Origin of the sequence: Nostoc sp. NMS2, from assembly GCF_017115105.1 — a bacterium.
Taxonomy (GTDB): Bacteria; Cyanobacteriota; Cyanobacteriia; order Cyanobacteriales; family Nostocaceae; genus Nostoc.
On the sequence record NZ_JABXKH010000002.1, the window covers coordinates 1 to 12,219 of the forward strand.

Here is a 12,219-nt window from a genome sequence, read left to right on the forward strand (position 1 = left end):
TATTGATCCCCCCTAACCCCCCTTAAAAAAGGGGGAACCGGAATCAAAGTCCCCCTTTTTAAGGGGAGCCAGTGCGGTCTTGGGGAGCCAGTGCGGGAACAGGGGTCTCCCCCGCCGCAGGATGCGCGAAGCGCTGTAGTGGAGCATCTGGCGTGGTTTCCCCATGAGCAACTGGCGTGGATTTAGGGGGATCTAGAATGTTTTACTAGCGATAAAAGGACTTTTAAAACATTCTCTTAGAAAATCAGGACTAAAGTCCTTACTACGAACTTATTAAGATTCACTTTCTTGTAGAGATTGTATGGGGGGATTAACGCTAGATTTGATAGATCCTTGGTTAGAAATTGCTAAATATATACCCCCTAAAATTAATGACAACCCTAGCAAGTTAAAAATACTCAAGTTTTCTGAGAAAAGTATCCAAGCAAGAAGAGCAACAATTACTGGATTGAGTAACAAAAGTAAAGAGATGAATCCTGAAGAAAAAGTTTTCAGGCTGTATACAATTAGCCCATGACCCAAGGCTTCGCAAATAGCAGCTAGTGCAAATACTACTAACCACCCTGACAAAGAAACTGGCAAAGGTTGTTTTTCAAAGATTAGCACTACTGGAATCATCAATGAAGTTGCGATGACACAGCGCCACAGAAGGATAGTAATAATTGAAAACTTATTGCGGATTTGCTCGATTAGTAAAAAGTTTGCTGCATAAAATATCGATGAGATGAGGGCAACAGCATCACCTGTAAAATTATTATTAGAACGTAATAAATCTTCAAACCCAACCGCGATCGCGCCGATTATGGCTAATATCAGACCGATGATAAATTTGCGCCCAAAAATCTGATTAAAAAATAGCCATCCTCCTAATGTAGTAAATAGCGGATTGAGACTACCTAGCGCATTAGCATTTGCAGCACCAGTCTGGGTTAGCGCCCAAGTCCAAGATAATCGACCTAATACATGAACTAGACCCACTGCTATTAAAAACGCTATCTCTTTGATTGGATAAGGCTGTTGTGGTAATACAGGTTCATCATCTTTAATCTGAGTCCGTACTTGGTTAATTCCACTCCATAATCCAAAGATAATAGTCGCTATCCATAAACGATTAAATAATGTAGCAACAGCGCTCATTTCTCTAAGAGCAATTTTAATAAATATTGCTGTTGAAGATAAAGCTAATAATGCAATTATTACTATGATTATCGGCAGGATGTTTAAAGTTTTATCAGACTTTTCTGGTGTTAGGCTTAATTGATTTTCTGCCATTTAGTTTATATTTATTATACGAACCGCCCTACCCTACGGGAACGCCAAGGGCGAACGGGTTCACCAGTCGCCTACGGCGGGAAACCCGCCTACAGCGCTGGTTCACCAAGTGCGCCAAGCCAGAAGGAGCAACTATTTGGTATTACTTAGGTAATAGTGCCATAGAAGCCTTGCAGCTACCGCTCGCCACGGTCGCCAGTGCTGTGTCATTGCTTCTAGTTGTAATGGTGTTGGACGTGTCGCCAAGTTTTTGAGTTTTTGGAGAGCGATCGCGATCGCTAAATCGCCTTTAGGAAAGACATCAGGATGTTGCAGCGCCATGAGTAAATAAATATCAACTGTCCAGTCTCCTATACCTTTGAGACGCTTTAACTCAGTTCTGATAGTAGTTTCGTCCATTCTTTCCAGCTTGCTGAGGTCAAGCTGACCAGTTGCGATCGCATTCGCCAACCCACGACAGTATAGAATCTTTTGCCGACTAAATCCAATCCCTCTTAATTGAACATCATCCAATGTTAGAAAATTTTCTGGCGTTAGCGGTACAATAACCCCACATAGACGGTTAAATACAGCCCTCGCAGCTGCTAAGGAAACTTGCTGTTCCAGAATTATGCACAGAAGCGTTGTAAAACCCGGTTCTCTTGACCATATTGGTGGAGGCCCGAGTGTTTCTAAAATCCGAGCCAAATCGCTGTCAAGATTGGCAAGCACCATTAAACCACGGGTGAGACTTTCTTCAGTCAATGATTCTAGTTCAGGTGTTTGAGTCATTTTTGAAAAAGGTCAAAATTGCATCTCACACACTACGTTTATTGCTCCGTCGCCGTTTTGGTATTGACGTTCTCACTTTCCAGTCCCTACCTATTTAATTCACATTAGACGTAGGTTGTAATTAATTTTTACTTATCACTCCTAACTCCTAATACGGTTCGGTTAAGATCCCCCCGCCTGCGGCGATCCCCTTAAAAAGGGGGTAAAAGAGGGTTAAAAACCCCCCTTTTTAAGGGGAGCCAGCGCGGTCTTGGGGTCTCCCCCGCCGCAGGATGCGCGAAGCGCTGTAGTGGAGCGACTGGCGTGGGTTAGGGGGATTTTCAGATATATTAAAACTTTAACCGAACCGTATTCCCTAACTCCTAACTGTCTATCTTCCCACGCCTACATATTGGAATCCAGCCCGGATCATTGCTTCGGGGTTGAGGAAGTTACGACCATCAATGATAACGGGGTGGGCCATCAGTTTTGCCATCTTCACATAGTCGAGAGTGCTGAACTGCTGCCATTCGGTGACTAGGACTAAGGCATCGCAGCCGTCAGCTAGTCTTTCGGCATCGGTTTCTACTAGTACACCAGAAAGCCCATGACGCATACCTGTTTGGGAAATAATCGGGTCGTAAGCTTTAACTTTGGCTCCCAGTCTGTTTAGCTGCTCAATTAAAATGAGGGCTGGGGCATCGCGCAAGTCGTCGGTATCTGGCTTGAAAGTCAGTCCGAGTAGTCCAACTGTTTTGCCTTTGAGGATTTTCAGAACTTGTTGGAGTTTCTCCAAAGCAATCAAGCGTTGGCGTTCGTTGACACTGACAGCAGCTTTCATTAGCTGGGCTTCATAGCCATAATCATCAGCAGTGTGAATCAGAGCCGAGACATCTTTGGGGAAACAAGAACCACCCCAACCAATACCAGCTTGTAAAAACTTGTTACCAATGCGGGAGTCTAGACCAATACCTTTAGCTACTTGGGTGACATCAGCACCGACGCGATCGCAAATATTAGCAACTTCGTTAATAAAACTAATCTTAGTGGCTAAAAAGGCATTAGCGGCGTATTTAATCATCTCCGCCGAACTTAGGTCTGTTGCCAGAATTGGCACTGGGGGTAAAGATTGATCTTCAGCGTATTTGCGTTGCACAATTGGGGCATACAGTTGTTCCATTAAAGCTACTGCTCTTTGGCTATTGCCTCCTAGTACAATGCGATCGGGGTTGAAAGTGTCGTGAACTGCCGAACCTTCGCGCAAAAATTCTGGATTGCTCACTACATCAAACTCAGATGCAAACTCAGGTAATTTATCATCACTCGGTACTCCACCTGCGGGTACCAATGTTTTTTGCCGCTCTGCAATCCCATCTAGAACAAGCATCCGCACCCAGTCTCCTGAGCCAATGGGGACTGTAGATTTATTCACTATGACTTTATAACCACCGTTGAGATTTTCCCCAATCCCACGGGCTACAGCTTCGACATAACGAGTATCACTTTCACCAGTGGGTAAAGGTGGTGTCCCCACAGCAATAAACAAAATTTCTCCGTGGGAAACTCCAGCAGCAAGATCGCTTGTAAAATGAATCTTCTCTGTTTGAATGGCAGACTGCATAATTTCTGAGAGTCCCGGCTCAAAAATTGGGGACTGTCCAGACTTCATTAACTTAACTTTTTCTTCGTTGTTGTCTACGCAAATTACATCATGCCCAATATGAGCCAAGCAAGCACCTGTAACTAAACCAACGTAACCAGTACCAATCACGCAAACACGCATTGTTTAACTCCCTAACTTTTTTGGGTGTAGTCTTCAAAAAGAAGTTATCAATATGACACTTAACACACTGGCAGTAAACTCAGCCACTAAGCATACCAGCTACCGAGCGGATGAGCCTGCATGAAAATTCAGAGCGATGCTAGGCGCTATTTAGTTCGTTGAATTATTGCCATCGCCTTGAATGCGATCGCGGAAATCTTCTATTGTCAGTTTTAACCCCTCTTGCAGAGGAATGGTAGGTTCCCAATTTAACAAAGTCTTTGCCTTAGTAATATCTGGCTGGCGACGACGGGGATCGTCCGAAGGTAATGGCTCAAACTTAATCTGTGCATCTGGGTTGATCATATTTTGCACAGCTTGTGCCAATTGCAAAATCGTGTATTCACCAGGATTGCCCAAATTCACTGGGCCAATATAGTCGCTATTCATCAGGCTGATGAATCCTTCTACCAAATCGGAAACGTAGCAGAAACTACGAGTTTGCGAACCATCACCGTATACGGTTAAAGGATTACCTCGCAAGGCTTGAACTATAAAATTGCTTACTACCCGACCGTCGTTTTCTAACATTCTCGGGCCGTAGGTGTTAAATATCCGCACAACTCGAATATCAACTTTATTTTGTCTGTAGTAATCAAATGCTAAAGTCTCAGCAATTCTTTTGCCTTCGTCGTAGCATGAACGTATCCCAATGGGATTGACGCTACCCCGATACTCTTCAGGTTGGGGATGAACTTCAGGATCTCCGTATACTTCACTAGTTGAAGCCAAGAAAAACCTAGCTTTCACACGTTTAGCCAGCCCCAACATATTCATGGTTCCCATGACGTTAGTCTTAACGGTTTTAACTGGGTTGTACTGGTAATGTACTGGTGAAGCAGGACAAGCTAAATGGTAAATTTGATCCACTTCTAACCGAATTGGTTCGGTAATATCGTGGCGGATCAGTTCAAAGTACGGATGCCCTAACCATTTAAGAATGTTACGTTTATGGCCAGTGTAAAAGTTATCCAAGCATATTAATTCATGCCCATCAGTCATTAATCGGTCGATGAGATGGGAACCAATAAACCCAGCACCGCCCGTTACCAAAATTCTCATAGTTTCCCAGTTACTTACAAATATTTTCAGTAGCTATTGCACTTACTTTTAGATTACCCAGCTTGGGGACAAAAATACAGAACTGACAAAAGAACAAGGATTAATCAAAAAGTGTTGTTGAACTTAATTATTTTTCTACGGTTATGAATTTGTGATGTTTTTACCTGCTCAATTTAACTAGCAAAATAACAAACTTAATCTCAATATTGTCAGTCTTCCAATTAAAGTTCATCAAATCTTCAATAATATAAAGTGTTTTTACGGTTATTGCTGCTCTCAGTTGGATACAAAGCAGCACATAATTAACTGTGGGAATATACAGATATTCCTATAGTCGATTCATTTGTTGCAAAGCTTTTTGTCAACATGGATCGCAGCCCCTGTTCACTCAGATAGACTCAAATCTGCTTGATATTATACAGCAGATGTAATACTAGTAACCGTGTTAGTCATAATTACATTTGTAGTTTGAGTGCGCTGCGGTTCTCCAAGCATGACAATTGAGCAGGTAAGTTGTCTGGCTAACTGGGTTGTAACATCGCTAATGGCTAACCCTCCAGGACTGGTACGATTGCGTATAAAAGGTAAAACTACTAAATCATATAATCGTGCTGCCTGCAAAATTGCTTGGGCAACATTTTCATGAGCGATAATTTGAATTTCTGGGGCATTAGCCAAAGCTAAATTAGATACCATTAGGGAGAGATGCGATCGCCTCCAGGCAATTTTACTGGAACTAGTGCGGCGAGCGCACACATTTAGCACAGTAATGTGGCTCTCATTTACTTCTGCCAGCATTTGGGCAAATTGTACAGGCTGTAATATGGGTGCTGTTAAGTTTTCTACTGGTACTAAGATGCGCTGAATTTTTTTCGGTGATTCTACTAGACGTGTTACCGCTACTGGACAATGGGATGCCCAAAGCACACCATCAATCACATTGCCAAATAAACGCGCTCGTAACCCAGTCCGTTTACCCCAACCCATCACAATTAAATTAGCATTTTGTTCGCGGGCGGCTCGGCTAATTCCTTGAGCAAAGGCATCATCAATTCGCAGCATTGGTTCTGCGGTCACGCCTAATAATCGACTGTGTGTCGTGGCTTTGGTCAATAATCGCTCACTGCGTTGTAGAGAAGCTTCTAACTGTGGTGCATCCATCTGAGCCGTAGCAGTTGCGATCGCCAGTGGTATAATTTTTCCCTGAGACTGACGCGCTAATAACGCTGCCATTTCAATTAAATGCTGTTCGGTATGAGGATTATAGACAGGTACGACGATCGTAAAAGCGCTGTCTGTCTCTGGTGCATTCTGGTCAGGGAGAGGTGATGCCGGATCTTCCGTTGGTAAGGAATTCAAACCAACAGCTATTCGACTGGTTATCAACGGCCCCAAGGTTGATGTGACAACCATTAAGACAATCACACTGTGTAATACTTCAAGTGGCAGCAACCCAGCCCGATATCCCACTAAGGTAGCTGCTAAGGTTGTACCAACCTGGGGAAGTGATAGCGACCAGATGGTTAAAGTTTCTTGCCACTTGTAGCGGTAAACCAGTTTTGTCAACAAAGCTGCAATCAATTTACTGACAATCAAACCGACTATCATCAACAGCGTTAACTTGAGCGTATCCAGGTTGTTCACAAAGGCGGGTAGATCGATCAGTAAGCCAAGGTCAACAAAGAAAATGGGAATAAACAGTACACTGCCAATAAATACTACCTTTTCTTTGACTGGGCCTTCACCCACAGCTTCATTCACCGCCAAACCCGCTAAAAAAGCACCAACAATTTTTTCTACCCCAATCAATTGAGCGCCTACAGCCGCCAGAAACACAGAAAGCAATACAAACAAAAACTTGTTTCCTTCATCATCTCCAGACCGCTTGAAAAATTCCTTGCCTGCCCAATCAAAGCCTGTAACAACCGCAACAGAGTAAATAATTAACCAGCCCGACAAGGTGAGTAGTTTAGCAAAGCTGAATGCTCCAGCATGAGTGATGCCTACACAAACGCCTAAGATCAGCACTGCGCCAATATCTGTAAAAATCTTAGCTCCAATGGTGATAGTAACAGCTTCATTGTTGACCACTCCCAAACGGCTGATTATGGGATATGCCAAAAGGGTATAGGAAGCGAATAAAGAGCCAATTAAAATTGAAGTATTCCAGCCATAGCTTAAAATCAGCCCTACTAAGGTTCCCACGAGCAGGGGGATAATGAAAGTCAAGCTAGCAAACCCAAAGGCACGACTTTTTTGCCGACGGAACTTTTCGAGGTCAACTTCTAGCCCGGCGACAAACAGTAAATAAATTAACCCAATGTCTGATAGTAGGTTAATCATCGGTGAGTCAGACTGAAATAAATTCCAGCCTGAAGGCCCGAGTACTAGCCCTGAGAAAACCAAGCCCACTAATCCTGGTAATCTTAGCCGCTCAAACATGATGGGGATAACTAAGATAACCACCAGCAAAATAGCAAAGGGAACAATTGGTTCCTTGCCAAGAACTTGGGAAGTTGGTTCCAGAACAAGAACTTGTGATATGAGTTCCATCATGTAGGAATTGAAGGGGCTATGGTAAAACTGCGATTACCTTGGGGCGATCGCCTGATGGATATAAAATGGGTAAGCCACCTGACGAAAAATTAAAAATATTAATAACTTACACTAACCAGGTAATTGTCTAAGAACTAACTACCTACGGATGGATTTGACTTAAAATAAACCGCAAGCGATCGTAGTCATCTTTAAGAAGCACGCTCAGGTTACGTCCAGCTTTAATTAACCATTCTCGGTCAGCTTTGCGTAACTGGTATACATCTCGAATGGCAGCTGCGGTCAAAGACTCGACTGGCGCACCGTTAATACAAAGCAATGTCCGCAAAAAATCTAATTCTTCAGTAAATTTAACGATCGCTTCTGGTTCACACCGATAAACAGCTTGATGGATTTGCGGGGGACGGGGTGGTAGATACTGATATATTCTTTGGTTATAACCTCGATTCTGGGAAGATTGTTCAAATCCCACGATCGCAGCTCGAAATTCTGTTCTCAACATAGCAAATATCTGGGGTTGTTCCTCACGTAAGTCTTGCAGTGACAACCCCAAAGCCCTAGCCCGGTGGACTGAATCTATAGGCATAGTCGTAGCATAATATACCACCCCATAAACTTGATTCCCAGATTCTTCATCTACAGAACAAACCCAACTACCAAAGGGTGGCATGGAGGGAAAGGTCAAATCTTCTGGTTCTAAACACTGAGCTAGGAATTCAGTACTAGTAGTCTCAATCACCTCCGCAATGTGGTTGGGATGGCGATCGCCAGTGGCAAACTGTGGTAGGGGAAGGCGCATAGTAATTTAGTCATTAGTCATTAGTCATTGGTCATTAGTCATTAATTTTTGCCAAAGGACAAATGACTAATGACTAATCTTATTTGGCTTTTTTCCGTCCGGCGATAGTCTCTATGAGTTCCAATTCGCTTAGGCGAAAGGTAACTAATTTATCCCAGTTACCACCTTCAAATAATACGGCTACTTTGCCATCGGTCAGTCGTTGCACGAGTCCTTCGTAGCGATAATAGGTATCTGCGGGATTCTTGACGCGAACAGTTGCTCCAGGCAGAATCATGTTTTTAGCCTCGCTTGTTTCCTTTTAATAGCTTAATACTTGTTAATAGTCATTTGTCATTTGTCATTGGTCATTAGCAAAGGACAAAGGACAAATGACTAATGACGAATCAATAATACTTCTGCCTTTGGCGAAAATTTGCTACCGATTCTACTATTCCCAAGGAAATGAAGTTAGTCAGCATAGCAGAACGCCCATAACTCATCCAAGGTAAAGGTATTCCTGCCACAGGTGCTAAACCTACAGTCATGCCAACGTTCACAATCACCTGAAACACGATCATAGACAAAACCCCAATAGCCAACAAGGAACCAAAGTTATCTTTGGCCGTTTGAGCAACATGCAACAGACGGAGGCAAATTAAGCAGAAGACAAACAGCACTACCAAACAACCAACAAAACCGAATTCTTCTCCCACTGCGGAGAAAATAAAGTCTGTATGCTGTTCAGGTACGAAATTCAGTTGCGTCATAGGCCCCTTGAACAGACCCCATCCCCAAATTTCACCAGCACCAATGGCAATCCGAGATTGGATTAAGTGATACCCAGCACCGAGTGGATCGTGATCGGGGTTCATGAATACAGTTAGTCGAGCTTTTTGATACTCTTTCAAAACATGGTTCCAAGCGAAGACTCCTAATTCGCCACCCAGTATATTGAGAGTCCACGCACCGATCGCACTGCAACCAAATCTCCGCCAGGGCAGAGTTTGCCAGCCCACAATAGCCATTGCAAATGACCAAACTATTCCTAATGGGCCAAAAGATAGTTCTTTGAATAAAATGATCGGCTCTGATAAAGGCCAAGATATACTAAACAAAATGGCGGCAACCACAGGAGAAATCAACAGAATTAACCAGCCTGGGTTAGCATTTGCCCAGTAAAGCATTCCTAAGACGATCGCACCAAATACTAGTGATGTTGCTAAATCTGGCTGCAAAAATACTAATCCCCAAGGGATGGCGGTAATTGCCAGAACCCGGAAAACACCTTCAAGGCTAGAAGCAGTCCGCCTGTGTAGCAAAGCCGCTAAGGTAACGATCATGCCGATTTTGGCAAATTCTGAGGGTTGCACATTAAAGCCGGCGATACTAATCCACCTCTGTGCCCCTTTAGCGCTAGTACCAGCAATCATCACAGCGATTAAGCTGAAATTCGTTAGTGAGTATGTTACCCAGTGCCACTGCATTAAGAGTTCGTAGCGGATGCGAGATAAAAATAGGGCTATAAGCACGCCGATACCCGCTACCATCCAGTGCCACCACCAGTCAGTTACTGGCTGCTTCAGTTCCGTACTGAGAATCATGAGGCCACCAAAGATACTGACAGCAACTGGCAAACAAAATAGTAACCAATCTACATGTTGCCAGGGCTTAACCCAAGACTTCCAGCGAATTTTGGGGAGCGATCGTTTTAATAACATTGTGCCAATTTAGACTTTTTTAATTTTTGGGCATGGGGCATTGGGCATGGAGAAGAGACAAGGTAGACAAGGAAGAGGGGGGAGACAAGGAAGAGACTTAATTTTAATAATTCCCTCATCTCCCCCACTCCCTCATCTCCCTCATCTCCCCCACTCCCTCATCTCCCTTTTCCCCAATCTCCAGTCCCTAGTATTCCCAGGACATAGCTCAGGAAGTAGATAGAAATTAAATTAATTATGTCAATGCAGCAACTGATACTTTACCAGCAATGGTAAGAGCGATCGCGGTTAATGCTTTTGCCGAAGCTGAATCTGGATCGCCAACAACTATGGGCACACCACTATCACCGCCAACTCGTGTGGAAATCTCTAGTGGCACGCACCCCAGCAGTGGTACTCCCAATTCGGCGGCGGTTTTAGAGCCGCCACCGGAACCGAAGATGTCATACTGCTTATCTGGTTGATCGGGGGGGATAAAATAGCTCATATTTTCTACGATCCCCAATACCGGGACATTCATTTGCTGAAACATTCGCAATCCCTTGCGAGAATCTAACAGGGCTACAGTTTGCGGCGTGGTGACAATTACCGCCCCTGCCATCGGCACTGCTTGAGTTAAAGTTAACTGAGCATCTCCGGTTCCAGGTGGCATATCTACAATCAAGTAATCCAGTTCTCCCCATTGCACTTGATAGAGAAACTGGCGAATTACGCCATTGAGCATAGGCCCCCGCCAAATGACTGGTTGATCTCGGTCAATCAAAAAGCCCATTGAAACTAATTTGACACCGTGATTAAAAGCAGGTTCCAGAATGTCACCTGTTTCAGTGGAACGCACCACAATTTGGGCATCAGCTAGACCCAGCATAGTGGGATCATTGGGGCCGTAAATATCAGCATCTAACAAGCCAACTTTCGCTCCAGTTTGAGCTAGAGCTACTGCTACATTCACAGCTACCGTACTTTTACCAACGCCACCTTTGCCACTGGAAACAGCAATGATATTTTTCACACCAGAAATGCCAGTGCGATCAGGCAAACTTTTTTGTTGGGGTGTTTCTGCCGTCACTTCTATGCTGACATCTGTAACACCTGGTAGCTTTTTGACAGCTTTTTGACAGTCTTCAACGATAAACTCACGTAACGGACAGGCAGGAGTGGTCAACACTAAAGTGAAACTAACCTTGCCACCGTCAATTTTGACGTTGCGAATCATATTCAGTTCCACCAGACTTTTGCGGAGTTCTGGGTCTTCCACTGGTCGCAACACTTCTAAGACAGAGTGAGAATCTAGGACATCGTACATAAAAATTCAAAATTCAAAATGAATAAATACACTTGTGGCGAACATCTTAGCTATTAACTCGATGTTTTCTTAAGTAAGGTCAGCTTAGTGTTTTCACTGTCAATGCCGTAATAAAACTTAGCAAATGGCATTATTACCTAATAGAATCTTAAACTTTCTTTGGGCATTAGGCACAAAAGGCAGAGGGGCAGGGGGCAGGGGGCAGGGGAGAGATTTATTCAATAATTGCCCCTCATCTCCCTCATCTCCCGGTTGGTGAGCGAAGTCGAACCACATCTCCCTCATCTCCCCCTGCTCCCCTGCTCCCTGCTCCCTGCTCCCTGCTCCCCTGCTCCCTGCTCCCTGCTCCCCTTCCCACTCCCCCTTACCTAAAAATCAAAACAACTGTCATTAAGGGATTTTTTCTTACCAGATACCGTTGGCAATGCTGCCTTTTCTGCTGCCTCTACCAAAGACCGGGCTACGCGGTCTACATAAGGACGGGATAAAGACCAAATCAGGGGCGATAACCAACCCCGTAGAGTTACAGAATAAGATAAACAAGTGCCACAAACAGTTGACTCTACTTGATAAGTCACCCGTTCCTCTATCCCCGGAATCGCCAGAACTCGGATACTCAGCATCTCTCTAGGATTGACGCGCTCCACAAAAATACGGATGGGAATCGGCGAAAAGCGTGTTACTGCGTGAAAAATCAACCCTGGTTTGGGTACTAATCCGTAGGGTACATTAGTACTCTTAAGTAGTGGATGCCAGGAAACATCTGTTAAATCAGCAACTTTTTGCCACAATTCATCTACAGAAGCAGAGCTTATCTCTCGATATGTCCGCACCAGAGAAGCGCAAAACCGACGACGTTTGCGGTGGATGAATTTGGATAACCAATCTTGCATTTTCCTAATCCTCCTCCCTAGACACTTTCTGGTAACTCTGGTATTGTGTGCAACTACGC

At 44.1% G+C, this 12,219-nt stretch carries 10 protein-coding genes; all 10 read right to left on the reverse strand.

Translation table 11 applies throughout. The features are described 5' to 3' along the window. Positions 1-273: 273 nt before the first annotated feature. Entirely contained in the window at positions 274-1,272 is a 999-nt protein-coding gene (locus HWQ36_RS00070) for a DMT family transporter (RefSeq protein ID WP_292696725.1), read from the reverse strand. Positions 1,273-1,404: 132 nt separating this feature from the next. Next, entirely contained in the window at positions 1,405-2,043 is a 639-nt protein-coding gene (locus HWQ36_RS00075; RefSeq protein ID WP_292696727.1) for a DNA-3-methyladenine glycosylase, read from the reverse strand. A gap of 370 nt (positions 2,044-2,413) precedes the next feature. Next, positions 2,414-3,805 (reverse strand): UDP-glucose/GDP-mannose dehydrogenase family protein, encoded by a 1,392-nt coding sequence (locus HWQ36_RS00080; RefSeq protein WP_292696729.1) that lies wholly within the window; start codon positions 3,803-3,805, stop codon positions 2,414-2,416. 150 nt (positions 3,806-3,955) lie between these two features. Next, the gene (locus HWQ36_RS00085; protein WP_292696731.1) at positions 3,956-4,906 is read right to left on the reverse strand and encodes a UDP-glucuronic acid decarboxylase family protein; all 951 of its coding nucleotides are present in this window, start codon (positions 4,904-4,906) and stop codon (positions 3,956-3,958) included. 414 nt (positions 4,907-5,320) lie between these two features. After that, positions 5,321-7,459, reverse strand: coding sequence for a cation:proton antiporter (locus tag HWQ36_RS00090; RefSeq protein WP_292696772.1), 2,139 nt, complete (start codon positions 7,457-7,459; stop codon positions 5,321-5,323). A gap of 145 nt (positions 7,460-7,604) precedes the next feature. Continuing rightward, a complete protein-coding gene (locus HWQ36_RS00095) occupies positions 7,605-8,261 on the reverse strand; it encodes an HAS-barrel domain-containing protein (RefSeq protein ID WP_292696733.1) in 657 nt (218 codons plus the stop codon). 79 nt (positions 8,262-8,340) lie between these two features. Beyond that, on the reverse strand, positions 8,341-8,538 hold the full coding sequence (locus HWQ36_RS00100) for an NAD(P)H dehydrogenase subunit NdhS (protein WP_292696735.1): 198 nt from the start codon (positions 8,536-8,538) through the stop codon (positions 8,341-8,343). Positions 8,539-8,647: 109 nt separating this feature from the next. Beyond that, positions 8,648-9,961 (reverse strand): rod shape-determining protein RodA, encoded by a 1,314-nt coding sequence (rodA, locus tag HWQ36_RS00105; protein WP_292696737.1) that lies wholly within the window; start codon positions 9,959-9,961, stop codon positions 8,648-8,650. 235 nt (positions 9,962-10,196) lie between these two features. Further along, positions 10,197-11,267: an Mrp/NBP35 family ATP-binding protein gene (locus HWQ36_RS00110; protein WP_292696739.1), complete on the reverse strand. Its 1,071-nt coding sequence runs from the start codon at positions 11,265-11,267 to the stop codon at positions 10,197-10,199. 368 nt (positions 11,268-11,635) lie between these two features. Further along, complete coding sequence (locus tag HWQ36_RS00115; protein ID WP_292696741.1) at positions 11,636-12,160, reverse strand: SRPBCC family protein; 525 nt, start codon at positions 12,158-12,160, stop codon at positions 11,636-11,638. Positions 12,161-12,219: the final 59 nt, after the last annotated feature.

What these genes read in the sequence shown, in the direction of transcription:
- HWQ36_RS00070 (WP_292696725.1), bottom strand. Translation starts at nt 1,272, where the DNA reads ATGGCAGAAAATCAATTAAGCCTAACACCAGAAAAGTCTGATAAAACT.
- HWQ36_RS00075 (WP_292696727.1), bottom strand. Translation starts at nt 2,043, where the DNA reads ATGACTCAAACACCTGAACTAGAATCATTGACTGAAGAAAGTCTCACC.
- HWQ36_RS00080 (WP_292696729.1), bottom strand. Translation starts at nt 3,805, where the DNA reads ATGCGTGTTTGCGTGATTGGTACTGGTTACGTTGGTTTAGTTACAGGT.
- HWQ36_RS00085 (WP_292696731.1), bottom strand. Translation starts at nt 4,906, where the DNA reads ATGAGAATTTTGGTAACGGGCGGTGCTGGGTTTATTGGTTCCCATCTC.
- HWQ36_RS00090 (WP_292696772.1), bottom strand. Translation starts at nt 7,459, where the DNA reads ATGGAACTCATATCACAAGTTCTTGTTCTGGAACCAACTTCCCAAGTT.
- HWQ36_RS00095 (WP_292696733.1), bottom strand. Translation starts at nt 8,261, where the DNA reads ATGCGCCTTCCCCTACCACAGTTTGCCACTGGCGATCGCCATCCCAAC.
- HWQ36_RS00100 (WP_292696735.1), bottom strand. Translation starts at nt 8,538, where the DNA reads ATGATTCTGCCTGGAGCAACTGTTCGCGTCAAGAATCCCGCAGATACC.
- rodA (WP_292696737.1), bottom strand. Translation starts at nt 9,961, where the DNA reads ATGTTATTAAAACGATCGCTCCCCAAAATTCGCTGGAAGTCTTGGGTT.
- HWQ36_RS00110 (WP_292696739.1), bottom strand. Translation starts at nt 11,267, where the DNA reads ATGTACGATGTCCTAGATTCTCACTCTGTCTTAGAAGTGTTGCGACCA.
- HWQ36_RS00115 (WP_292696741.1), bottom strand. Translation starts at nt 12,160, where the DNA reads ATGCAAGATTGGTTATCCAAATTCATCCACCGCAAACGTCGTCGGTTT.